Below are 23945 nucleotides of genomic sequence, written 5' to 3'. Positions count from 1 at the left end.
ATACCCCTCATGGCTCACCGCGCGGCTGTCAAATCTATTTTTAATGTTTTCGTCGCCAAATAACAACCACTTACAAACCCAGTCGCCGATCGGCCGCTGACCAGGATCCTGGTCAGCGGCCGATCGGCGTTTCCGGGCCTCGCCGCGTCTTCCGCACGGTCAGTCCGTCGTGGGGCCCTCGTCGTCGACGGGTTTGCCGGGCTCGACGGCTTCGGCCTCGGGACCGGAGCCGTTCACCGGGGCGGTGGCGGCGTGCGCGCCGGCCGGCCGGGACTCCTGCGCCGCCGGGGGCTCGACCAGCCACTCCGGGTTGCTGTGCCGGCGCCACCACTGCCAGGCCACCAGGCCGCTGCCGATCGCCACAAGGCCGGCCACGGCGAGGCCGGTGGCCCAGCCGTTGCACCGTTCCTTCCGGGCGTTCCGGGCGGCCAGCTCGCTGATCTCGGCCGAGCTGACGTGGCCGTGCAGGGCGGTCAGCGCGGCGGCTCCCCGGGTCTGGGCCTCCTGGGCGACCGGGACGACCGCGGCGCGGGCGTCGTCGACCGCCTGGGCCACCCTGGGGACGACCGTGGTGCGCGCCTGGTCCGCGGCCCGGGCGGCGGAGATGCGGGCCGCCAGGGCGGCCTCCTGGGCCCGGTGGAGGGCCTTCAGGGCTTGCTGCTGGGCCTCCGGCGGCAGGCTGGCGAAGGCATGGCCGAACTGTGGGGCGAGGTGCTTGTCGTACTGGACGCGGAGATTGTGGCCGGCCTGGGTGGCCATCGGTCCGAGGGCGTCCAGGGCGGGGCCGAGGCGTTGCTTGGCGCCCTCCGCGACCTGTGCGGCGGTGTCCCGGGTCCTGGCGGCCGTCTCACGGGCTGAGTCCGAAAAGCTCACGAGTCTCTCCTCCTGGGTGGCGTCCTTTATGCACATATCCACCTGAATGCTGATCATGCATCCTGATTTGTCCGATGGCACGTCGGGTGGGCCGTACGCGGTCTCCCGGGAGCTGTGGCTCGGTGGGGCGTTCGGGTGGGGCGGGATGCGGCGGAGCGGGCCGTGGGGCGGGGGTGCGGCAGTAGGCTGACTTTTTTGGAGGTCGTGAACCGGAAGGGGACCCGCTGATGCGCCCGGACGAGCCGCGGTCGTCGGCCGATCGGTCCCCGGAGGCCGGGTTGCCCGGCTGCCACCGGCACCCCCAGGTGCCCACCGGGGTCTCCTGCACCCGCTGCGAGCGGCCGATCTGCCCGCAGTGCATGGTGACCGCCGCGGTGGGCTTCCAGTGCCCCGAGTGCGTCGGCACGGGGCACGCCGGGACCCGGCGGGCGACCACCCGGTTCGGCGGGGCGCCGACCGTCGACGGCGGGCTGGTCACCAGGCTGCTGATCGGGACCAACGTGGTGGTCTGGCTGCTGGCCGCCTACGTGCTCACGCCACGGCTGGGCCAGACCTGGTCGCTGTTCAGCGCCGGACGGGACGTCCTCGGCGGTCCGGCCGGCCTCGCCGACGGCCCGGACCAGTGGTACCGGCTGCTGACCGCCACCTTCCTGCACCTGGAGTGGTGGCACATCGGGCTGAACATGCTGGTGCTGCTCCGGCTCGGTCCGCCGCTCGAGGAGGCGCTCGGCCGGCTCCGCTTCCTGGCCCTCTACCTGCTCTCCGGTCTGGGCGGCAGCACCTTCGGCTTCCTGGTGGCCGGCGACTTGATGAACTCGGTGGGGGCGTCCGGGGCGATCTTCGGGCTGATCGGCGCCACGATCGTGATGCAGCTGCGGAACAAGGGCCCGCTGGCCATGGTGATGGCTTTCCTGGTCTTCAACCTGGTCGTCACCTTCTCGCGTCCCGGCATCGACTGGCGGGCGCACCTGGGCGGCCTGGCGGTGGGCGCGCTGACCGCGGCCGGCCTGATGTACGCCCCGCGCGAGCGCCGCGGCCTGGTCCAGGGGCTGACGGTGGCGGGGGCGCTGGCCCTGGAGGCGGGGATGCTGCTGATCGGGATGTCGCTCTACGGCGCCTGAGGACTCGGGCGTTTGTCCACAGCGGGTGCGGGGTTGTGCACAGGCTGTGCGTCGCCCCGGGTGTGGACGGCTGTTCTACGCGTGTCCTGCTGTGCGATTTCCCCGGTTCCCGGGATGGTGCGCACGGCTGTGGGCGGTTCCCCCGGGAAAGTTATCCACAGGCTGGGGAGACTTTTCCCCAGTGTGGATAACCATGTGGATAAGCCTGACAGTCCGATGGTGGGGATAACCGACCGGATGCCCGACCGCGTCCGGGCACGCCTGACCGCCGCCCCGGGACGAGCGATCCGGAGCGGCGGGAATCGGCCCTTCCGGGCCTCAGGACGAGCGGGTCGTCACTTCCACTGGGTGGAGACGCCGAACCCCGCGGCGATGAAGCCGAAGCCGACCAGGATGTTCCAGTTCCGCCAGCTCTCGACCGGGTAGGTGCCGCTGGTCACGTAATAGGTGACGATCCACACCAGGCCGATCAGGAACAGTGCCAGCATCAGCGGCGCGACCCAACCGCGGCCCGAGCTGATCTTCACCGCGGCCGCGGTCGGCGGGGTGTAGTCGGACTTCTTGCGGAGTCGAGACTTCGGCACGAGGGGTTCTCCTGTCGATGCGCTGGAAGACCGCGCAGGGGTGCAGCGGGTGAGTCGGTCGGCGGTCGGCCGTGGGAACGCACTGAGGGACGCTCCGCACGTGCCACCGGCGTCCGTTAGCGTAGTGGCTCGGCGGGTCCTGAGGAGATAAGGGTACGGTGACTAATTTGTCGATTCCCCCTGAGCCGGTCCGTACCCGCCGCTCCGATATCCGAATTGTCGGACGTGCCCTGACCTGCGCGGTCTTCGCGCTCGCCGGACTGCTCTTCTACATCAGCGCGCAGACCGCCCGCGGCACCGACCTGCGGACCGACAACTCGCTGCTGAGCCTCGGCGACGTGATCCGCCAGCGCAGCGCGCAGAACCAGCAGGCGCAGTCCCAGCTCGCCGACCTCCAGGCCCGTGCCCAGGACCTCACCGAGCAGCAGGGCCACAGCCCCGCCGACGCGGCGCAGCTGGACGGCCTGCGGCTCGGCGCCGCCCTGGAGCCGCTGCAGGGCGGCGGACTGAGCGTCACCCTCAACGACGCCCCGCCGAACGCCACCGCGCGCATCCCCGGCGTCCCCGAGCCCGGCGTCAACGACCTGGTCATCCACCAGCAGGACATCCAGGCCGTGGTCAACGCGCTGTGGCGGGGCGGCGCGGAGGGCGTGCAGGTGATGGACCAGCGGCTGATCTCCACCAGCGCCGTCCGCTGCGTCGGCAACACCCTGCTGCTGCAGGGCCGGGTCTACTCCCCGCCGTACGTGGTCAAGGCGGTGGGCAAGACCGAGGCGCTGCGCTCGGCCGTCGACGCGGACCCGACGATCCGCAACTACCTGAAGTACGTCCAGGCGTACGGGCTGGGCTGGAAGCTCCAGGAGAGCGGCGACCTGACGCTGCCGGGCTACTCCGGCACCACCGAGCTGCGGTCGGCGGGCGGGCAGTAGCGGACCGGCCTCGCGGCCGTGGAAGCCGGGTCTACTCTTGACCCAGCCTGCTACGACGAGGGAGCACCATGTACGGCTTCATCTGGCGTCACCTCCCGGGGAACACCCTGATCAAGGCCGTCCTTTCGGTGCTCCTCATCCTGGGGATCGTCTACCTGCTCTTCACCTACGTCTTCCCGTGGGCGGAACCGTTGCTCCCCTTCGGTGACGTCACAGTGGACGGCGGCGACGGCGCCGCGGCCGGCTGAACCGGCGGCCCCGGCACCTCCATCCAGCACCGCCATCCGGCACCGCATCCCACGGAGACCACGCGCGCATGACCACCCAGTCGAACCCGCCCCGCATCCTGGTGGTGGACAACTACGACAGCTTCGTCTTCAACCTGGTCCAGTACCTGTACCAGCTCGGTGCCACCTGCGAGGTGGTGCGCAATGACGAGGTGACCGTCGAGCACGCCGTCCGCCGTGCCGGGGCCGAGGGCTTCGACGGGGTGCTGCTCTCCCCCGGGCCCGGCGCGCCGGAGGAGGCCGGGGTCTGCATCGAGATGGTGCACCACTGCGCGCGGATCGGGCTGCCGGTGTTCGGCGTCTGCCTGGGCCTGCAGTCGCTCGCGGTCGCGTACGGTGCGGTGGTCGGCCGGGCGCCTGAGCTGCTGCACGGCAAGACCTCGCTGGTCGAGCACGAGGACGGCGGGGTGTTCGAGGGCCTGCCCTCGCCGCTGACCGCGACCCGCTACCACTCGCTCGCGGTCGAACCGTCCACCGTTCCGGCGGAGTTGGTGGTCACCGCGCGGACCGAGAGCGGTGTGATCATGGGCCTGAGGCACCGTGAACTGCCGGTCGAGGGCGTGCAGTTCCACCCGGAGTCGGTGCTCACCGAGGGCGGGCACCGGATGCTCGCCAACTGGCTCGCCGAGTGCGGCTTCCCGCAGGCCGTGGACCGGTCGGCCGGGCTCGCCCCGGTGATCGGCCGGGGCTGAGCGGCGTGACCACGCTGCGTCCGGAGGGGCGTTACCAGCCGGAGGCGGACCCGTACGGCGGCGCGCGGCAGTTCGACGGCGCCCAGCCGTATGCGGGCCCGCAGTACGGCGACGGCACCGGCACCGCCCCGTACCAGCAGGCGTTCCCGGCCCAGACCGCGCCCGAGGACGCCTGGGGCGTCTACGAGCAGGCCGAGGAGCCCCTCGCGGGCGGGCCCGAGTACCCCTGGCTGCCCGACCAGACCCTCCAGCTGCGACTGCCCGCCGGGGTCGGCGCGTCGGCCGCCGAGCCGGCCCCGCCCACCGGCGGCCGGGCCGAGCGTCGACGGGCCGCCCAGGGCCGTCCGGCGATCCGGTCGGGCAACGGGCGGCGCCGGGCGGGCGGCCGGGCCGCCGGACGGGTGCGCCCCAAGGAGTCCGCGGTCGTCGTGGCCGCCCGAGCCGTCGGCGAGCTGTGCATAACGCTCGGCGTGGTGATGCTGCTCTTCGTCGCCTACCAGCTCTGGTGGACCAACGTGCAGGCCGACGCGGCCGCCAGCGGGGCCCGCAACCAGCTGGAGCAGCAGTTCGACGCGGCCCAGGCACCCGCGCAGCCGGGGCAGCCGGCTCCGGACCCGAACAAGCCCGAGGTGTTCGAGCCCGGCAAGGGCTTCGCCATCATCTACCTGCCCAAGCTGGGGCTGAAGTTCCCGATCGCCGAGGGCACCTCCAAGTCGGCGGTGCTCGACAAGGGCCTGGTCGGCCACTACCCCGGCACCGGGATGCCCGGCGACCAGGCGGGCAACTTCGCGCTGGCCGCCCACCGCAACACCCACGGCGAGCCGTTCCGGTACATCAACCAGCTCTCCAAGGGCGACAAGGTCGTGGTGGAGACCGCCGCCGGGTACTACACCTACGAGATCACCGGGGGCATCCCGGAGACCTCCCCCAGCAACGTGAGCGTGATCAAGCCGGTGCCGAACGGCGCCGGGTACGCCGGCCCCGGCCGCTACATCACGCTGACCACCTGCACCCCGGAGTTCACCTCCAAGTTCCGTCTCATCGTCTTTGGGAAGATGATCGAGGAACGGCCGCGCAGCCAAGGCAAGCCGGCGGCGATCACGGGTGGGTAGCCGCCCGGACGCCCGGCCCGGAGGGGGAGCACCGCACATGCAGGACGACGAGGCCGCGCAGTCGGCCGAACCGGGGCAGGACGCCTTCCCCCCGCCCGGGCAGCAGCCCGGGCAGCGGGCCGGGCAGCGGGCCGGGCGGGGGAGGCGCCGGGCGCTGGCCGCGCTCGGGGTGTTCGGCGAGCTGCTGATCACCCTGGGCCTGGTGCTCGGCCTGTTCGTGGCCTACTCGCTGTGGTGGACCAACGTGCAGGCCGACCGCTCGGCGTCGGAGGCCGCCGACCGGCTGCGCGGCGCTTGGGCCGCGGGCCCGACCGCCGCCCCCTCGGCCGCGCCCGGGACCACCCCCGCCCCCGGTGCCCCGCCCGGGCCGGCGCAGTTCGCGGCCGGGGACGACGTGGGCTTCCTCCACGTCCCGGCGATGGGCAGGGACTTCCAGGTGTTGATCCGGATGGGCACCTCCACCGAGGTCCTGGACGAGGGCGTGGCGGGCGTCTACGAGCAGCCGTACAAGGCCGCGCTGCCCTGGGACCAGGCGGGCAACTTCGCGCTGGCCGCCCACCGGGACGGCCACGGCGCCAAGTTCCACGACCTGGACGCCGTCCACAAGGGCGACGCGGTCGTCGTCGAGACCAAGGACAAGTGGTACGTCTACAAGGTCGACAGCACCCTGCCGGAGACGTCCAAGTTCGACACCGGCATCGTGGCGCCCGTCCCGGCCCGCTCCGGGTACGCCGCCCCCGGCCGCTACATCACCCTGACCACCTGCACGCCGGTCTACACCTCGCGCTACCGGATGGCGGTCTGGGGGAGCCTGGTGCGGGTGGACGACATGGACGCCAAGCGCACTCCGCCGCCGGAGCTGCGCCACTCCTGAGGCCTCGTGAGGTCTGGTGGGGCCTCGTGGGGCCTCATGGGGGTCGAGAACGCCCGAGGGCCCGCCGCATCCGCTGCGGCGGGCCCTCGGGCGTCGCTGTCCGGTCCTACCGGGCTCCGGGCCCCCGGTTCAGTTGAACCAGGGGAATATCGGAGGCCTAGTGGTCCCCTTTGGCGGGAGGGGTGGTGGGGTCGCCCCCTTTCGGGGGATCGGCCGGCTTGGTGAGCAGCTGCACCTGGGTGTTCGGGTCCAGCGGGGTGCCGGCCCCCGGGGTGCTCATCTGGACGATGGCGTTCGGGTCCTGCGGGCCGATCACGCTGTAGCCGAGGCCGGCCTTCGACAGCGCCGCGATGGCGTCCGACAGCTTGAGGTTCTGCACCGGCGGGACCTGGGCCTTGTCCGGGGCCTTGTAGATCGTCAGCGCGATCTTCGTGTTGGCCGCGGCCTTGGAGTTGGCCTGGACGGACTGCGCGGCGACGGTGTTGATCTTGGACGGGTCGGGCGCCGCCGCCGTCTTCGAGGAGTCGACCTGGAAGCCGAGGCCCGTCAGCGTGCTCTCCGCGGCCTCCTTCTGGGCGCCGACCACGTTCGGGACGTTGATCTTGGTCTTGCCCTGCGAGACCGTCAGCTTGATCGGGGCGGTCGGGTCCGCGGTCTGGTTGGCCGCCGGGTCCTGGCCGGTGACGGTGTCCTGCGGGGCGGTGTCGTCGTCCTTGTACTCGGGGGTGCCGACGTTGGTGAAGCCGGCCGCGGCCAGGGCCTGCAGCGCCTGGTCCTTGGGCTTGCCGACCACGTTCGGGACCTGCGCCTTGGCCGGGCCGGTGGAGACCTGCACCGTGATGGTCGCGGTCTCGGCGATCTGGCTGCCGGCCTGCGGGTTCTGGGTGCAGACCTGGTCCTTCTTGACGGCGGCGTCAGGACAGGCGATCTTCTCGCCCTCGGTCACCACGAGCTTGGCGCCGGCCGCCGCGGCGGCGGTCTTGGCCTCGGCCAGGCTCCTGCCGACCAGGTTCGGGGCGGTGACCTTCGCGGCGTCCTTGCCCTTGTCGTTGCCGAACATCGCCTGGGCCACGAAGAAGGTGCCGACCAGGACCAGTACGGCGGCCACCGCCAGCACGATCCAGGAGGTGTTGCTCTTCTTCGGCCGGTCATCGCCGCGTCGGCCGCCGCCCTGGCCGTAGCCGTCGTCGCCGCCCGCGCCGCCGCCGTGGGTCTGGCCGTAGCCGTCGTCCTGGTAGCCGCCCTGCCCGTAGCCGGGCTGCCCGCCGGCCTGCGGCAGGACGGTGGTCGGGCCGCCGCCGGGCTGCTGCGGCAGCATGTTGGTCTGGCCGTACGGGTCGTGCTGCTGCGGGTAGCCGTTCTGGTCGTAGCCGTAGCCGGCGCCCATGCCGTACGCGGCCTGCTGGGCGGCCGCCACCGGCAGGCCGTCGAGGAAGCGCTCGATGTCGTCGCGCATCTCGTCGGCGCTCTGGTAGCGGTAGTCGCGGTCCTTGGCGAGCGCCTTCAGCACGATCGCGTCGATCTCGGGGCGCACCTCGGGGTCGAAGACCGACGGCGGCTGCGGCTCCTCCCGGACGTGCTGGTAGGCCACCGCGACCGGCGAGTCGCCGACGAACGGCGGCCGGACGGTCAGCAGCTCGTAGAGCAGGCAGCCGGTGGAGTAGAGGTCGGAGCGGGCGTCGACCTGCTCGCCCTTGGCCTGCTCGGGGGAGAGGTACTGGGCGGTGCCGATGACGGCAGAGGTCTGCGTCATGGTCATCCCGGCGTCGCCCATCGCGCGGGCGATGCCGAAGTCCATCACCTTGACGTTGCCCTGCCGGGTCAGCATCACGTTGGCGGGCTTGATGTCGCGGTGCACGATGCCGGCCCGGTGCGAGTACTCCAGGGCCTGGAGGATGCCGATGGTCATCTCCAGCGCCCGCTCGGGCAGCAGCCGGCGGCCGGAGTGCAGCAGCTCGCGCAGCGTGGACCCCTCGACGTACTCCATCACGATGTACGGGATGGAGATGCCGTCGATGTAGTCCTCGCCCGTGTCGTACACGGCGACGATCGCGGGGTGGTTCAAGGACGCCGCCGACTGTGCCTCGCGGCGGAAGCGGGCCTGGAACGACGGATCCCGGGCCATGTCGGCCCGGAGCGTCTTCACTGCGACGGAACGGCCGAGCCGGGTGTCATGGGCGAGGTAAACCTCGGCCATGCCGCCGCGTCCGAGGACGCCGCCGAGCTCGTACCTGCCGCCTAGGCGACGAGGCTCTTCCATAGTTCCGACCCTCTCCCTCACCCGCCGGTGAGGTTGTGACGTAGGTGTCCCCGCACGCTCTGGGTGACGCCGCGCGGTCCGCTACCGGTTCTCCGGCCGGGCCGTTCGGTGCCTCGCGGGCGGCAACGGGCACACCCGCTGCTGGCGGATACGCTACCGGTCGCACCCCATCGGACCGGAGTCAGCCGTCGGCCGATATCAGACCGGTATCCGGACGGGGGTGCCGATCGTGACATTCCCCTCACCCGCGACCCGGCTCGCTACTTGCCGAGTGCGGCCTGCATCACCGCCTTGGCGATCGGGGCCGCGAGCCGCCCGCCGCTGATGCCGTCGCGGTTCTGGGAGCCGTCCTCGACGACCACCGCGACCGCGACCGACCGGCCGTCCGAGGCCTTGGCCCACGAGGTGAACCAGGCGAAGGGCAGTCCGGCGTTGTCCTCGCCGTGCTGCGCGGTGCCGGTCTTGCCGCCGACCTGCAGACCGGGGATCTTGGCGTTGGTGCCGGTGCCGCTCTCGACCACCGAGACCATCAGGTCCTGCATCTTCTGCGCGGTGGCCGGGCTCATCGCCTGGGAGAACTGCTTCTCGGTGTGCTTGGAGATGGTGGTCAGCGAGGCCGAGCGCTCCTGGTCGACCAGGTACGGCTGCATCAGGCTGCCGTTGTTGGCGATCGCGGCGGAGACCATGGCCATCTGCAGCGGGGTGGCGCGGGTGTCGTGCTGCCCGATCGAGTCCTGGGCGGTGCCGTCCAGGCTGGCGCTGTCCGGGAAGATGCTCTTCTCCGAGCGGACCGGGGTGTCGACGGTGCTGTTGAAGCCGAACTTCTCGGCCTGCGCCCGCATCTTCTCCTTGCCCAGGTCGGCGCCCATCTTGGCGAAGACCGTGTTGCAGGACTGGTCCATCCCGGACTTGACGGTGGCGTTCTCGCAGCGCTCGTTGGGGCTCTCGTTCTTCAGCTGCGTGGTGGTGTTGGGCAGCGTGTACGGCTCCGGGGTCGACGTGGTGTCGTCGACGTTCTGGTAGAGGCCGTTCTCGAACGCCGCGGTCGCGGTGACCAGCTTGAAGGTCGAGCCGGGCGGATAGGTCTCCTTCAGCGCCCGGTTGAGCATCGGCTTGTTCGGGTCCGCGTTGAGGTCCGTCCAGGCCTTGGAGTCGGCCGAGTCGCTGCCGGAGAAGGTCCCCGGGTCGTAGGACGGGGTGGAGACCAGCGCCAGGATCGCGCCGGTCTTCGGGTCGATCGCGACCGCCGCGCCCTTCTTGTTGCCCAGGCCGTCGTAGGCGGCCTTCTGGACCTTGGCGTCGATGGTGGTGAGGACATCGCCGCCGCGCTTCTGCTCACCGGTCAGCATGTCCAGGGTGTTGCGGAAGAACAGCCGGTCGTCGGTCCCGGAAAGGATGCCCTCCTCCAGGTTCTCCAGCTGGCTGGAGCCGAAGACCTGGGAGGAGTAGCCGGTCACCGGGGCGTACATCGGGGCGTCGACCCAGGAGCGCTTGTACTTGTAGCGCAGGCCGTTGACGAAGTCGGACTTCGTGACCGGCTGGCCGCTGACGATGATGTTGCCGCGCGGGTGGGCGTAGCGGTCGTACACCTGGCGCTTGTTGTTCTTGTCGTTCGCCCAGGACTCGGCCTGGACGCCCTGGACCCAGTTGGTGCGCACCATCAGGGCCAGGATCAGCACAAGGCAGAAGATCGAGACCCGGCGGATCGGCTTGTTCATCGGGCGGGTCCTCCCTGGCCCTCGGTGGCCGGGGCCGGTTCGGCCCCGGGTCGGCGGGCGCTGTCGCTGATCTTCAGCAGGATCGCGACCAGCGCCCAGTTGGCGACCACGGACGAACCGCCCTGAGCGAGGAACGGCATGGTCATACCGGTGAGCGGGATCAGCCCGGTGACACCGCCGGCCACCACGAACACCTGGATCGCCATCGCCGAGGCGAGGCCGACGGCGAACAGCTTGCCGAAGGGGTCGCGGGCGGCGATCGCGGTGCGCAGGCCGCGCTGGACCAGCAGGGCGTACAGCAGGAAGATCGCCATCAGGCCGGTGAGCCCGAGCTCCTCGCCGAAGGAACCCAGGATGAAGTCGCTCTTGGCGGCGAAGGCGATCAGCCAGGAGCGGCCCTGGCCCAGGCCCGAGCCGGTGACCCCGCCGGAGCCGAGCGCCATCAGCGACTGGCCGATCTGCTCGGTGGCGCCCTTCGGCGGGTGCGGGCCGAAGGCGGCCATCGGGTCGAGCCAGGCGTTGATGCGGACCTTCACGTGGTCGGCGGTCGAGGCGACCGCCACCGCGCCGCCGACCGACATCAGCAGGCCGAACAGGATCCAGCTGGTCCGCTCGGTGGCGACGTAGAGCATCACCACGAACAGGCCGAAGAACAGGAAGGACGTGCCCAGGTCGTTCTCGAAGATCAGGATCAGCAGGCTGAGCAGCCAGATCACGACGATCGGGCCGAGGTCGCGGCCGCGCGGCAGGTACAGGCCCATGAAGCGGCGGCTGGCCAGCGCCAGGGCGTCCCGCTTGACCATCAGGTAGCCGGCGAAGAACACCGTCAGGATGATCTTGGCGAACTCGCCGGGCTGGATGGAGAAGCTGCCCATCCGGATCCAGATCTTGGCGCCGAAGTCCTCGTCCCGGGACGGGAAGAAGGCCGGCGCGGCGAGCAGGACCAGGGCCACCACCATCGAGATGTAGGTGTAGCGCTGGAGCACCCGGTGGTCCTTCAGCAGGACCATCACCGCGATGAAGCCGGCGATCCCGAGGCCCGACCACATCAGCTGGTTCTCGGCCGCCGGATAGTTGCCCCTGAGCAGCTTCCCGGCCTTGTCCAGCCGCCAGATCATCACCACCCCGAGGCCGTTCAGCAGGGTGGCGATCGGCAGCATCAGCGGGTCCGCGTACGGCGCGAAGCGGCGCACCAGCAGGTGCGCGACCAGCGCCAGGGCGCCCATGCCGAGCCCGTAGCCGAGCATGCCCGCGGGCAGCTTGGAGTCCATCGCCAGGCCGACGTTGGCGTACGCGAGGACCGGCAGCAGTACCGCGAAGAGCAGCAGGGCCAGCTCGGTGTTGCGCCGGTTCGGCGCCTCCTGCGGGGAGATGGTGGTGTTGCCCCGTCGACGGGGGACGGCCCGCTCGGCCGACGCCCGGCGCCGACCGGACCGCTCGCTGTCTTCGCTCAGGTTGTAGCTGCTCACGTGGTGACCGCTCCCTGACGGCCGGCAAGCCCGCTCGGGGCGGTCCTATGTCGGATCACGGACGTCACTGCTTCGGGCAAGAGTTGGCCCGGCTGAGTTCGTCTTCGGTCAGCGGGTTCTGGTCGCCCTGCGCGCCGGCCGCCGGAGGAGTGGCGTTCGGTGCGGGCGCGGTCGCGCCCGGCGTGGGCGTGCTCGGGGGGGTCGTGCCCGGGGCCGTCGGGGTCGGCGTGGTCGAGGGCGCGGCGGTCGGGGCCGCCGCGGCCGGGCCGCGGTTCTTCTCGCCCGGGGTCGGCGTGGTCGCCAGGAACGCGGCATGGGTGGCCTGCGTCGCCTGGGTGCCCTGCGCCGGTGCCGCCGCCTTGGCGGCCCGCTGGCAGAGCTGGACCCAGCCGTCGAGCTCCTGGACGGTCGTCTGCGCGTCGTTCAGGCTGCTGACCGAGATGGTCTTGTTCACGTGGGCGCGCTGGTCCTGCGGCAGCCACTTGAGCTGGATGCCGCTGTACGAGTCGTGCACCGAGGACAGGCTCAGGCCGGCCAGGCTCTGGTTGATGCCCTGGTAGACCGCGACGTGGTCGCCGTCCTCGCCGATGTAGTACTGGTCCTGGGTCCACTGGTAGCCGAAGTAGCCGGCGCCGCCGAGCAGGCCGAGCGTGACCAGGGCGGCCACCGAGGCGGTCAGGCCCTTGCGCTTGCGCTTCGGGGGCTTCTCCTCGTCGAAGTCCTCGGTGCCGTACACCGAGGGCTCGGCGGAGCCGTACGCGCCCTGGTAGCCCTCGGCGGGGCCGAAGCCGGCCGACGGGTCGTGGCCGGCCTCGTAGCCCTCGGCCGGGCCGAAGGCGCCCTGCGGGCCGCGGCCGAGGCCCGCCGCGCGGCCGGCCGGGGTGTCCGCGATCGAGCGGTCGGCGGCGGCCGAGGACGGCGGGGCGTCGGCGACCGCGCCGACCACCACCGGGACGTCGTTGAACTGGCCGCTCATGGTGTCCGTGGCGCCGACGTCGATGACGTCCGCCACGATGCAGGTGATGTTGTCCGGACCGCCGCCGCGCAGCGCGAGCTGGATCAGCTCCTGCACGGTCTGCTCGGGCGAGTAGAAGCTGCCGAGGGTGTCCTGGAGGGTCTGGTGGCTGACCGGGCCGGAGAGGCCGTCGGAGCAGATCAGGTAGCGGTCGCCGGCCCGGACCTCGCGGATCGACAGGTCGGGCTCGACCTGGCCGCGGCCGTCCAGCGCCCGCATCAGCAGCGAGCGCTGCGGGTGGGTCTCGGCCTCCTCGGGCGTGATCCGGCCCTCGTCGACCAGGCGCTGCACCCAGGTGTGGTCCTGGGTGATCTGCACCAGCGAACCGTCGCGCAGCAGGTAGGCGCGGGAGTCGCCGACGTGCACCATGCCCATCCGCTGGCCCGTCCAGAGCATGGCGGTCAGCGTGCAGCCCATGCCCTCGAGCTGCGGGTCCTCCTCGACCATCTGCCGAAGCCGGTCGTTGGCGCCCTGGACGGCGTCGCCCAGCAGGGTCAGCAGGTCGGCGCCCGGCACGTCCTCGTCCAGCCGGACGATCGAGCCGAGCACCTCGGAGGAAGCGACCTCACCGGCCGCGGCGCCGCCCATGCCGTCGGCCACGGCCAGCAGCCGCGGCCCGGCGTAGCCGGAGTCCTCGTTCCCCTCCCGGATCAGTCCCTTGTGGGAGCCGGCGGCGAAGCGCAGCACCAGGGTCATGCGACCTGTGCCCCCCTCTGGGTCATGGACGGGATGCTGTCCCTCATGCGCTACTACTTCCGCAGTTCGATGACGGTCCTGCCGATACGGATCGGCGTGCCCGGCTGGAGCGGGGTGGGCGCGGTCAGGCGCTGCCGGTCCAGATAGGTGCCGTTGGTGGAGCCTAGATCCTCGACCGTCCACTGCCCAGTCTGATCCGGATAGATCCTGGCATGCCGGGAGGACGCGAAGTCGTCGTCCAGCACGATGGTGGAGTCGTGTGCGCGGCCGAGCGTGATGGTCTGGCCCTGCAGCGCCACGGTGGTGCCGGCCAGCGAGCCCTGCACCACGACGAGCTGGCTCGGGGCGCCGCGACGGCGTCCGCCGCCGGGCTGGGCCACGGTCGCCGCCGACGCGGCAGCGGCGGCAGCGGCCGGCGCAGGCGTGGGGCGACCCGCGGCCTGGGCGGGTGCACCGCCGCCTGCCGTGGCGGACGCGCCGCGACGGGAGGAGCGCGGGTTCACCTTGGTGCCGAAGAGGTCGCTGCGGATCACCTGGATAGCGACGATGACGAACAGCCACAGAACGGCCAGGAATCCCAGCCGCATGACCGTGAGGGTCAGTTCTGACATGACCGTCCCGCCAGTCGGTGAGCGAGGCGCGCGAACAATTCGGACACTACCCTTCGACCTGCCGGTAGACGATGGTGGTGGAGCCCACGACGATTCGCGAGCCGTCGCGGAGCGTAGCGCGCTGGGTGTGCTGTCCGTCCACCACGATGCCGTTGGTGGACCCCAGGTCGACCACCATCGAAGGGCTGCCGGGCCGGATCTCGGCGTGCTTGCGGGAGACCCCGGGGTCGTCGACCCGCACGTCGGCCTCGGTGGAGCGGCCGAGCACGCAGGCCGAGCCGGTGATCTGGTGGCGGGCGCCGTTCACCTCGACCCAGCGGCGGACCGAGGTGCCGCCGTGGCCGGCGCCGGGGAGGTTGCGGACGTTGCCGCCGGCGGGCGCGGGCGGGCCCGGGGGCATCGCGGGGGGCGTGGCCGGCGGCGGGGGCGCGCTGTACTGGCCGGCGCCGGGCTGCTGCCACGGTGCGCCGGGGGCCGGGGCGGCCGGCGGGCGGTCGTAGCCGGGCTGCGGCGGGGAGTACTGCTGGGGCTCCTCGGCGGCGAGGGTCCGACTGCGCACCCGGTACAGGCCGGTGTCGAGGTCGTCGGCCTTCTCCAGGTTCACCTGGAGCGGGCCGAGGAAGGTGTACCGCTGGGCCTCCGCGTACTCGCGGACCATGCCGGCCAGCTCGGTGCCGAGCTGCCCGGAGTAGGGGCTGAGGCGCTCGTGGTCGTGCGGGCTCAGCTCGACGATGAAGTCGTTCGGCACGACGGTGCGATCGCGGTTCCAGATGCTCGCGTTGTTGTCGCACTCGCGCTGCAGCGCACCGGCGATCTCCACGGGCTGGACCTCGGACTTGAACACCTTGGCGAAGGTGCCGTTGACGAGACCCTCAAGTCGCTGCTCGAACTTCTTCAGCACTCCCATGGGGCACCCCCTTCCAGGGTTCGTTCGCCTGCCTGCCGACCGGATCCCGCCCGCGAACCGGCCGTGCCTACTTGCGGTACTTCCGTACTGATCGTATCCACGCCGGGCCCTTCCGTACGGTTCCCGGACCGTGTGGTGCCCGGGGGTGGGCTCGGACACACAGGGTGACGCATTCCGGGTACGGCACGCCAGGTGTGCCCGTCGGAGCGGCCGCCCCTCCCTCGCGCACGCGTTCGGCGTACGTCCGTTCGGATGCGGTCGGTCTCGTCGGTGAACCGATTCGGAGCAGCCCCGCAGGTCGTGCTAATGTTTTCCACGTCGGAAGGGCCGCCCGGAAGGGAGGCCGGTCCAAGGAAGCGCGAAGGCCTCATGGTACCGAGCGGTTCGGAAGATCGGTCGGCAACGAGGACAACACCCATGCGCGGGTGGCGGAATAGGCAGACGCGCTGGATTCAGGTTCCAGTGCCCGAAAGGGCGTGGGGGTTCAACTCCCCCCTCGCGCACAGCGAAGCCCCGCAGATCTACGGATCTGCGGGGCTTTTTTGTCGTCCCACCGGTCCTTGTCGGAGCGGGGCACGGTGGCTCAGGAACGGGTGGCGGGCAGCTCGGCGCGGACCTCGAAACCGCCGTCCCGGGTGGGGCCGGCGGTGAGGGTACCGCCCAGCAGCTGGGCGCGCTCGCGCAGACCGACCAGGCCGTGGCCGCCGCCCGGGAGGGGCTCGGCCGGGTGGACCGGCGGGGCGTCGTTGCGCACCTCGACCCGCAGCAGGCTGCCCTTCGCCCGGACCTTCACGTGCACCCGCGCCTCCGGGGCGTACTTGGTGATGTTGGTCAGCGCCTCCTGCACGGTGCGGTAGGCGGCCCGCTGCACCGCCTCCGGCCACGAGCCGCCGGGGTTCAGCTCGGCGACGGCGGCCAGGCCGCTCTCCTCGATCAGCCGGGGCAGGTCGGCCAGCCGGGGCTGCGGGGCGAGCGGGGCGTCCGGCAGCCGGCCGCTCGTGCCGCGCAGCACCCCGACCATCTGGCGCAGCTCGTCCAGGGTCCGAACGGACAGTTCGCGGATGGTGCGGGCGGTGGTCACGGCGGCCGGGTCGGTGGAGCTGACCTGGAGCGCGCCGGCCTGGATGCTGATCAGGCTGACCTGGTGCGAAACCACGTCGTGCATCTCCCGGGCGAGCCGGCCGCGCTCGGTGATCAGCACCCGCTCGGCCAGCAGCCGGCTCTCCCGCTCCTGGCCGCGGGTCAGCTCGTCCAGGCGGGCGGCCAGCTCCCGCCGGGTGCGGGAGAGCAGGCCGGTGGCGGTCGGGCCGGCGGCCAGCATCACGGCCTGGATGGCGTCGAGGGCGGTGGCCCGGCTCAGGTTGAAGATGTTGTCGGGCAGCGGCCAGTGGAAGAACTCGACCAGGGTGAAGAGGACACCGCAGGGGATCACGAACCGCGGGCGGGGACGTTCGGCGGCCACCGTGTAGACGGCGGTGATCGGGGCCAGCCAGATCTCGTCCACCCAGCTGCCGGGCATGGTGAGCAGCAGCACCACGACCGGGAAGCGGCGGCGCCAGAACAGCGCGACGGCGGCCAGCGTGGAGAGGGTCACCTGCCACCAGGTGGCGTCCCGGGCGACCAGGGCGGCGTCCAGCAGGGAGTACAGGACGGGCAGCAGCAGCATCAGCCAGGGGGCGGTGCACCAGGCCGGCAGCCGTCCGGACGGCAGCTGGTCGGCGGTCGTCATGCTCCGTCGCCGGGCTTGGGCCGGACCAGGCCGGCCCGGTGGGCGAGGACCGCGGCCTGCACCCGGTTGGCGGCGCCGAGTTTGCCGAGGATCGCGCTGATGTGGTCCTTGACGGTGCCGGTGCCGAGGAAGAGGCGGTCGGCGATCTCGGCGTTGGACAGGCCCTCGCCGAGCAGCGCGAGCACGTCGAGCTCCCGGCTGGTGAGGGTGCGGGCCAGTGAGGTGGCCTCGGCGTCCGGGCCGCCGCCGTCCACGTAGCCTCCGATCACGGTGCGGGTGACGGTGGGGGAGAGGATGTTGCCGCCGGCCGCGAGCACCCGGACGGCGTGCACCAGCTGCTCGGGGGCGGTGTCCTTGAGCAGGAAGCCCACGGCGCCGGCCCGCAGCGCGGTGCCGATGTACTCGTCGGTGTCGAAGGTGGTGAGCATCGCCACAGCGGGCGGGTCGGGCAGGGCGCGCAGCCGGCGCAGCACCGAGATGCCGTCCAGGTCGGGCATCCGGATGTCGAGCAGCACCACGTGCGGGCGCAGGCGCTGGACGTGCTCCTCGGCCTGGCCGCCGGAGCAGTCGCCGACCACCTCCAGGTCGGGGGCGGAACCGACGATCAGACCGAGGCCGGAGCGGACCAGGATCTCGTCGTCGACGATCAGCACGCGGGTGGTGGTGATTGGTGCCTCCTCGGTTCGGGCGGCCGGGTGGGGGCGGTCCGCGTGGGTCGTTTCCGAGGGTAGGGGTAGCCGGGGCGGGGCGCCGAACGCCCGGGGGGTGGTGACCCCCGCCGTTCGGCGGGGGTGGGAATCCGCTACCCGGTTCACGTAATTCTCAGGCTTGGTGGGGAACCATGGAGTTGGCTGAGCCTTTCCGGCCCACTCCCTCACCTGGGCGGACGGTCGGACGGGTGTCGCCGGTCAGTCCGTCGGGCCCGTGCGGGCGCCCGCCGCCGGGCCGTACGCGGATGCGCCCCACCATCTGATCGTTTGGAATTGAGCTGTGTCGTCCACTGTGAAGTCGGAGCCGTCCGCCACGTCACCCGGGCCCCGGCCCGTCGGCGTGCTCGACCGCTGGCGCCCGCGGGCCGCCGTGGCCTCGGTCTGGTACCTGCGGCTGATCGCCCTGCTGAACGTCGCGACAGTGCTGCTGGTGCCCTTCCGCAACCAGGTCAGCGAGCACAACGAGGGTGAGTACTTCACCCCGTACCTGATGACCTCGGGCCTGGCCAGCGCGGTGCTGTCGATCTTCCTCGCCGTCGCGATGCGGCGGCGCAAGCGGGCCGCGTGGATCTTCAACGCGGCGCTCGGCGGCCTGTTCGCACTGCTCTACCTGGCGCTCATGGTGCTGCCGGACGAGCGGTTCCACGAGCACCCGCTCAACTACTTCTCCACCATCCTGACCTGCCTGTTCGTGCTGGCGCTGCTGATCGGGCGCAAGGAGTTCACGTCCAAGGGCGACAGCTCCAACCCGAAGACCGCGGCGGCCACCTTCGTCGGCGGGCTGGTGTTCGGCGGCGGGGTCGGCGCGCTGCTGGTCTGGCTGACCAACGAGCTGACCGGCGCGGGCTTCTGGGACCTCTTCCGGTACTCGGTCGGCCGGATGATCACCATCACCCCGTCCGAGCACCTGCGCTCGGTCATCGCCGCGCCGACCTGGGTGAACGCCGCGATCAACGCGATGGGCGGGGCGCTCTTCCTGCTGGTGCTGTACGTGGCCTTCCGCAGCCCGCGGGGCACCGAGCTGCTCAACCCGGAGGACGAGGCGAAGCTGCGCGGACTCCTGGAGAAGCAGGGCGAGCGGGACTCGCTCGGCTACTTCGCGCTGCGCCGGGACAAGGCGGTGATCTTCTCCCCCAGCGGCAAGGCGGCGGTCACCTACCGGGTGATCGGCGGCGTCTCGCTCGCCTCGGGCGACCCGATCGGCGACCCGGAGGCCTGGCCGGGCGCGATCGACGCCTGGCTGTCCGAAGCCCGCGAGCACGCCTGGGCGCCGGCCGTGATGGGCGCCTCCGAGGAGGCCGGAGTGATCTACGCCCGGCACGGGCTGGACGCGCTGGAGCTGGGCGACGAGGCGATCGTCGAGCTGGACGAGTTCTCGCTGGACGGCCGCGCGATGCGGGTGGTCCGGCAGGCGTACAACCGGGTCAAGCGGGCCGGGTACACGGTGCGGATCCGCCGCCACGAGGACATCTCGGAGACCGAGATGGCCGAGCTGGTGGCCAAGGCCGACGAGTGGCGCGACGGGGCGACCGAGCGCGGCTTCTCGATGGCGCTCGGCCGGCTCGGCGACCCCGGCGACGGCCGCTGCGTGATGCTGGAGTGCAGTGACGGCGAGGGCGAGCTGAAGGCGCTGCTGAGCTTCGTCCCGTGGGGCCCGGACGGGCTCTCGCTGGACCTGATGCGCCGGGCCCGCGACACCGAGAACGGCCTGATGGAGTTCATGGTGATCGAGCTGCTGCAGCGCGCCGAGGAGGTCGGGCTGAAGCGGGTGTCGTTGAACTTCGCGATGTTCCGGTCCGTTTTCGAGCGCGGTTCGCGCCTGGGCGCCGGACCGGTGTTGCGGCTGTGGCGCTCCACCCTGGGTTTCTTCTCGCGCTGGTGGCAGATCGAGTCGCTGTACCGGGCGAATGCCAAGTACCGGCCGATCTGGGAGCCGCGTTACCTGCTGTTCGAGAAGAGCAGCGAGATTCCGCGGATCGGCATCGCGAGCGCGCGCGCCGAGGGTTTCATCGTCGCGCCGAGCCTGCCCGCCCTGTTCCGACGCCGGCACGCCGGGGCACCCGTGGTGGCGCCCCGAGTCCCGGTGGCGGCCCGGGACGGGAAGGGGTAGCCCTCCGTCGGGGGGCGGAGGGGGCCGGTAGCCGGATGGGGGTCCGGAGGGGGGATCGCTCTCCCCCCTGAGGATGACCCTTATCCCCATCCCTGCCGATGTGCCCATTGTTAACAGGCTTCTAATGTTGGAGTAGTAGAAGGTTCGGGGATTCGGAGAAACGGTTGTGATTCACAGGACCCACGCGGGGGGCGTGCGAAAGGGGCCGCTGGCGCTAGCCAGAACGGCCGCTGTCGCCGAGTGGGGAACGTTGTTCGTGACGGTTCGGAACACGGTGGCGCGAAAGAAGTTCGCCGCTGTTCCGCTGGCCACGCTGGCGACGTTTCTGATCCTGCTGTTCAGCATCGTCCAGCACCTGCCGGGCGGTGAGCACTTCGTCAGCCACATCGGGGTGGTGCGGGCGGCGTTGCCGCTGGAGGTCTCGCTGCTGCGGACCCCGCTGTCGCTGTACGTTCCGGCGCTGGACCTGCCGGTCTGGGGGGCGCTGGCCCAGGTGTTCGTGGTCTTCGCGATCGCCGAGATCGTGCTCGGCCGGCGGATGACCCTGGTGGTCGCCTACGCCTGCACCCTGGCGGGCACGTTGTTCGCCCGGGTCGGCGTGGCGGTCGGGCCGGGCCACCTGTTCGGCTTCCCGAAGTGGGTCGCCTACGTGCGGGACACCGGGCCGTCGGCCGCGGTGGTGGCGCTGGCGATCTGCATCGCCTTCCGGTGCCGGGCCTGGTTCACGGCCGGCCTGGTGGTGGCCGTGATGGTCGGCGAGGCGGTCATACTGCCGAACCTGGCGGGCCTGGAGCACGTGGTCGCGGTGATCACCGCGCTGCTGATCGCCGTCGCGGTCGAGGTCTTCGGGGACTTCTGGCCTCGGGTACTGGCCGGGGTCGGCGCCGCCACCTCGGTGGCCGCGGCCGCCTCGCGGGAGGTCGCCGTGGAAGCCCGGCGGCGCCGGTCGGCCGGGGCCGTTATTCCCTGATTCGCCCGCTCGCCTCCGGGGCGCCCAGTTACTCGCCCGCTCGCCTCCGGGGCGCCCAGTTACTCGCCCGCTCGCCTCCGGGGCGCTCTGACCCGGTGCCGACGGTCGGCGCTCCAAGGCCCTCGTTCCTCGGGCCTCCTCGCTTCTCCCTTTCGGCACCGGCGCGCCCCTTCGGTTCGGGGCGGGGACTCGCCCGCTCGCCTCAAGGGTGTCTGGGGACGGGGACTCGCCCGCTCGCCTCAAGGGTGGGGAGGCCGTCAGGCGTGTGGGAGGGCCAGTTCGAACCAGACCACCTTGCCCACCGCCTTGCGGGCGGTGCCCCAGCGTTCGGCGAGCTTGGTGACCAGGGTGAGGCCGCGGCCGGTCTCGCCGAGCTGTTCGGCCGGCTCCAGCGAGGGCAGGTTGTGGTTGTCGTCGCTGACCTCGACCAGCAGCTTGTCCACCCGGATCAGCTGGAGCTGGACCCGGTCCCGGGCGACCCGGACGGCGTTCGTCACCAGCTCGCTGACCAGCAGCTCGGTGGTGTCGCTGAGGGCCTCCAAGTGCCAGGCGGCCAGCTGCTCGCGGACCAGTGACCGGGCCCGGCGCACCTCACGGTGGTCCACCGTGAGGTCCCAGGTGGCGACCTCGGACGGGGCGACCCCGTCGAAGCGGGCCACCAGCAGGGCGACGTCGTCCTTGCGGTCGTCGGTGTGCAGTCGGCGCAGCACCTCGTCGCAGGCCTGCTCGGGGCTCTGCTGCGGGTCGATCAGGTTGCCGCAGAGCGCGGCGAGGCCCGCCCCTATGTCCCCGCCCCGGACCTCGACCAGGCCGTCGGTGCACAGCACCAGCATCGAGCCGTCCGAGACGTCGATGGTCTTGGCGACGAACGGCACCCCGCCGACGCCGATCGGCGCGCCCGCCGGGATCTCCAACAGTTCGCCGGTGCCGTCCGGGTGCACCAGGACGGGCGGGACGTGGCCGGCGCTGGCCAGCTCGCAGGTCCGGTTGATCGGGTCGTAGACCGCGTACAGGCAGGTCGCGAGGTGGTCGTCGCCGAGCTTGTGGGCCAGGTTGTCCAGGTGGCGCAGCAGCTGGCCGGGCGGCAGGTCCAGGGCGGCGAGGGTCTGCATGGCGGTGCGGAAGCGGCCCATCGCGGCGGCCGAGTGGATGCCGTGGCCCATCACGTCGCCGACCACCAGGGCGACCCGGCTGCCGGGCAGCTGGATCGCGTCGAACCAGTCCCCGCCGACCTCGGCCTTGGGGTCGCCCGGCAGGTAGCGGTGGGCGATCTGCACGCCGGGGATCTGAGGCGGGCGGGTCGGGATCATCGAGCGCTGCAGGGTGGTGGCGACCCTCGCCTCGGCGCGGTGCAGCCGGGCGTTGTCCAGCGACAGTGCGGCGCGGACGGCCAGTTCCTTGAGGGTCGCGGCGTCGCTCTCGTCGAAGGGGGCGCGGTCGGGCAGCCGGAGCAGCTTGAGGATGCCCAGCACGGTGCCCCGGGCGGAGAGCGGGACGACCAGCATCGAACGGCCGGAGACCACCGGGGCCAGCCGGGCGCCGCCGAGCGCGATCGCGTAGTCGACCGCGACGTCCGCGCTGATCACCGGGACCAGCACCGGCTGGTTCAGCTGCAGGGCCATCCCGGGCGGGGTGCGGCGGGGCATGCTGACCAGCGAGCCCTCGGTGAGCACGTGGTCCCAGGCGCCGCCGGTCTCGTTGTAGACCAGGGCGACCCGGCGCAGCATGGTGGCGTCGTCCGGGCGGCCGACCGGCAGCTCGGAGTCCGAGATCAGCCCGTCGACCAGGTCCACGCAGGCGAAGTCGGCGACCCGGGGGACCAGCACGTGGCACAGCTCGTGGGCGGTGAAGCCGAGGTCCAGGGTGGTGCCGACCTTGCCGCCGACCTCGTTCAGCAGGGCCAGCTGCTCGCCGGCCTGCCCGTTGGTGAGGAAGGGGCTGAGCCGGCCGGGCGGCGGGACCTCGGGGCTCGCGGGGGCGGGGACCGGGACGGGCACGGCGGCGGGCGGGGCCTGGTCGGCGCGGAGCGGCGGGTGGCCCTTGGCGGACGACTCGACGGCGGCTCGGTCGATGGCGGCTCCTCCTCCGGTGGGTGGGGGTACCTCCCGGCCGGAGGCTGGGGGAGGGACGGACGGGCCGCCGCCCGCCGGGGCGCCGCTGACGGCGGCGACGGGCTGGGGGACGGGGAGCTCGGTGGCCTCGCGCTGCGCTGCCTCGCGCTGGACGGGCAGCGGGGCGGGCGAACGGCGGCCGGGCGCGGTCTGCTCGGGCTGCGGCGGCGGGCCGACCCGGGAGACGCGCTGCTGCGGCGTCGGGTAGCGGCGGCCGAGACCGGCGGCCGCGTGCGCCGTCCCGGTCTGCGCGTCGGCGGGCAGCACCGGCAGCACGGTGACCGCGTCCAGCCGCAGGGCGGGCAGTCCACCGAGTCCGATCGCGGTCGCCATCGCCGTGCGGTGGCCGGCGGGCAGCAGCCGGGCCAGCGGCTCGGGCACCCGGTCGCCGGGTGGGGTGAGCGCTGCGGTCAGCCCGTGGAAGCCGCCCCGGGCGGCGGGCGTGGCGGCGAACGGCAGTAGCCGCTCGCCGAGCGCGAGCCGGGGGCCGGTGGTGCGCAGCGGGCGGGCGTCGGCGGCCAGCGCGAGCAGCCCGCCGGACGGGCCGGGCAGCGGGTAGGCCCACCAGAGCACGTCGCGCTGGTGCTCCTCGCGGTCGGTGACGGTCAGCCGGCCGGCCCAGGGACGGCCGGCGGCGGTCAGCTCGGCGAGGGTGTCGAACGCGTCGCAGGCGCGGCGGACGGAGCACCGGCCGAGCGCCCGGGACTCCACAGCGGGCAGCAGTCCGGAGGCGGGGCGGTCGTGGGCGACCTCGGCGCGGTGTCCGAACAGCTCCTCGGCGGCCCGGCCCCACTGCGCGATCCGGCCGGACCGGTCGACCAGCACGAGGGCGAGCCGGACCAGGGCGGCCACGCCCGTCGGGTGGTCGCCCGGTTCGGTCCCGTCGGCCGCCGGACGCGGTGTGGAGTTGGACTCGGCCACCATGGATTCGCTCTGCTCCCGCCTGGCCGCCACGCCTGGAGGCGGCCGTCTCTCCGGAGGAAGGCTCGCTGTGCGGATAACAGCGAAGCACGGACCGGGCCGGGCTTGATACCGAAACGGGGAGATTCATCAGTATCGGTTGCGTGTCGTGCGGCGCGCGCCGGTCCGTACCTCCGGTTCACCCGGACGGGGCTTTCGCGCGCGGCGGTAGGGTGGCAGGCCGGACCGCCCGTGCGGCGGACCCGC

General features: G+C 72.2%; 19 protein-coding genes and 1 tRNA gene. 9 read left to right on the top strand and 11 right to left on the bottom strand.

Annotated features, from left to right (window positions below):
* Positions 1-159: 159 nt before the first annotated feature.
* Positions 160-873, bottom strand: a complete 714-nt coding sequence (locus tag ACIBEC_RS26820) for a DUF5324 family protein (RefSeq protein ID WP_360498167.1) — start codon at positions 871-873, stop codon at positions 160-162.
* 227 nt (positions 874-1100) lie between these two features.
* Here ACIBEC_RS26820 and ACIBEC_RS26815 point away from each other — a divergent pair, with 227 nt between their 5' ends.
* On the top strand, positions 1101-1994 hold the full coding sequence (locus tag ACIBEC_RS26815) for a rhomboid family intramembrane serine protease (protein ID WP_360498165.1): 894 nt from the start codon (positions 1101-1103) through the stop codon (positions 1992-1994).
* Positions 1995-2329: 335 nt separating this feature from the next.
* Here ACIBEC_RS26815 and crgA read toward each other — a convergent pair whose 3' ends face one another.
* Complete coding sequence (gene crgA / locus ACIBEC_RS26810; RefSeq protein WP_360498163.1) at positions 2330-2578, bottom strand: cell division protein CrgA; 249 nt, start codon at positions 2576-2578, stop codon at positions 2330-2332.
* Between the two features lie 173 nt (positions 2579-2751).
* On the opposite strand from crgA, the gene ACIBEC_RS26805 reads away from it, so the two are divergent.
* The 5 genes from ACIBEC_RS26805 (at position 2752) to ACIBEC_RS26785 (ending at position 6472) form a co-directional block, all read left to right on the top strand.
* Entirely contained in the window at positions 2752-3507 is a 756-nt protein-coding gene (locus ACIBEC_RS26805; protein WP_360498189.1) for a DUF881 domain-containing protein, read from the top strand.
* A gap of 68 nt (positions 3508-3575) precedes the next feature.
* The gene (locus tag ACIBEC_RS26800) at positions 3576-3755 is read left to right on the top strand and encodes a hypothetical protein (RefSeq protein ID WP_360498161.1); all 180 of its coding nucleotides are present in this window, start codon (positions 3576-3578) and stop codon (positions 3753-3755) included.
* Positions 3756-3823: 68 nt separating this feature from the next.
* Positions 3824-4486, top strand: coding sequence for an aminodeoxychorismate/anthranilate synthase component II (locus ACIBEC_RS26795; RefSeq protein ID WP_360498159.1), 663 nt, complete (start codon positions 3824-3826; stop codon positions 4484-4486).
* A gap of 5 nt (positions 4487-4491) precedes the next feature.
* Positions 4492-5598 (top strand): class E sortase, encoded by a 1107-nt coding sequence (locus tag ACIBEC_RS26790; RefSeq protein ID WP_396289017.1) that lies wholly within the window; start codon positions 4492-4494, stop codon positions 5596-5598.
* A gap of 37 nt (positions 5599-5635) precedes the next feature.
* Positions 5636-6472 (top strand): class E sortase, encoded by an 837-nt coding sequence (locus tag ACIBEC_RS26785; RefSeq protein WP_360498157.1) that lies wholly within the window; start codon positions 5636-5638, stop codon positions 6470-6472.
* A gap of 157 nt (positions 6473-6629) precedes the next feature.
* On the opposite strand, the gene pknB is transcribed toward ACIBEC_RS26785, so the two are convergent.
* The 6 genes from pknB to ACIBEC_RS26755 all read right to left on the bottom strand — a co-directional run bounded on the left by pknB (position 6630) and on the right by ACIBEC_RS26755 (position 15148).
* Positions 6630-8732: a Stk1 family PASTA domain-containing Ser/Thr kinase gene (gene pknB / locus ACIBEC_RS26780; RefSeq protein WP_360498155.1), complete on the bottom strand. Its 2103-nt coding sequence runs from the start codon at positions 8730-8732 to the stop codon at positions 6630-6632.
* Between the two features lie 260 nt (positions 8733-8992).
* Positions 8993-10450 (bottom strand): penicillin-binding protein 2, encoded by a 1458-nt coding sequence (locus ACIBEC_RS26775; RefSeq protein ID WP_360498153.1) that lies wholly within the window; start codon positions 10448-10450, stop codon positions 8993-8995.
* Positions 10447-11823, bottom strand: coding sequence for an FtsW/RodA/SpoVE family cell cycle protein (locus tag ACIBEC_RS26770; RefSeq protein ID WP_360498185.1), 1377 nt, complete (start codon positions 11821-11823; stop codon positions 10447-10449). The genes ACIBEC_RS26775 and ACIBEC_RS26770 overlap by 4 nt, the downstream gene beginning before the upstream one ends.
* A 160-nt stretch (positions 11824-11983) precedes the next feature.
* Complete coding sequence (locus ACIBEC_RS26765) at positions 11984-13630, bottom strand: protein phosphatase 2C domain-containing protein (protein WP_360498151.1); 1647 nt, start codon at positions 13628-13630, stop codon at positions 11984-11986.
* Between the two features lie 53 nt (positions 13631-13683).
* Positions 13684-14241 carry an FHA domain-containing protein gene (locus ACIBEC_RS26760; RefSeq protein ID WP_360498149.1) on the bottom strand — a complete coding sequence of 186 codons (558 nt, stop codon included), beginning with the start codon at positions 14239-14241 and terminating at the stop codon, positions 13684-13686.
* Between the two features lie 46 nt (positions 14242-14287).
* Entirely contained in the window at positions 14288-15148 is an 861-nt protein-coding gene (locus tag ACIBEC_RS26755) for a DUF3662 and FHA domain-containing protein (protein WP_360498147.1), read from the bottom strand.
* Between the two features lie 419 nt (positions 15149-15567).
* Between ACIBEC_RS26755 and ACIBEC_RS26750 the strand changes: the two genes are divergently transcribed.
* Positions 15568-15651, top strand: a tRNA-Leu gene (locus ACIBEC_RS26750).
* An 80-nt stretch (positions 15652-15731) separates the two neighbouring features.
* Here the strand turns inward: ACIBEC_RS26750 and ACIBEC_RS26745 are convergent.
* Together ACIBEC_RS26745 and ACIBEC_RS26740 are read right to left on the bottom strand one after the other, a co-directional pair.
* Entirely contained in the window at positions 15732-16877 is a 1146-nt protein-coding gene (locus ACIBEC_RS26745; protein WP_360498145.1) for a histidine kinase, read from the bottom strand.
* On the bottom strand, positions 16874-17524 hold the full coding sequence (locus ACIBEC_RS26740; RefSeq protein WP_360498183.1) for a response regulator transcription factor: 651 nt from the start codon (positions 17522-17524) through the stop codon (positions 16874-16876). Before ACIBEC_RS26740 ends, ACIBEC_RS26745 begins: the two co-directional genes overlap by 4 nt.
* 403 nt (positions 17525-17927) lie before the next feature.
* Between ACIBEC_RS26740 and ACIBEC_RS26735 the strand changes: the two genes are divergently transcribed.
* Together ACIBEC_RS26735 and ACIBEC_RS26730 are read left to right on the top strand one after the other, a co-directional pair.
* The gene (locus ACIBEC_RS26735) at positions 17928-19697 is read left to right on the top strand and encodes a phosphatidylglycerol lysyltransferase domain-containing protein (RefSeq protein ID WP_360498181.1); all 1770 of its coding nucleotides are present in this window, start codon (positions 17928-17930) and stop codon (positions 19695-19697) included.
* 256 nt (positions 19698-19953) lie between these two features.
* Positions 19954-20667 (top strand): hypothetical protein, encoded by a 714-nt coding sequence (locus ACIBEC_RS26730; RefSeq protein ID WP_360498143.1) that lies wholly within the window; start codon positions 19954-19956, stop codon positions 20665-20667.
* Between the two features lie 257 nt (positions 20668-20924).
* Here ACIBEC_RS26730 and ACIBEC_RS26725 read toward each other — a convergent pair whose 3' ends face one another.
* Entirely contained in the window at positions 20925-23702 is a 2778-nt protein-coding gene (locus ACIBEC_RS26725) for a SpoIIE family protein phosphatase (protein ID WP_360498141.1), read from the bottom strand.
* Positions 23703-23945 lie beyond the last annotated feature (243 nt).

Origin of the sequence: Kitasatospora sp. NPDC051164, from assembly GCF_044455625.1 — a bacterium.
Classification (GTDB): domain Bacteria; phylum Actinomycetota; class Actinomycetes; order Streptomycetales; family Streptomycetaceae; genus Kitasatospora.
Note: the sequence above shows the minus strand (reverse complement) of the source record. Positions and strands in the feature narration are given on the sequence as shown.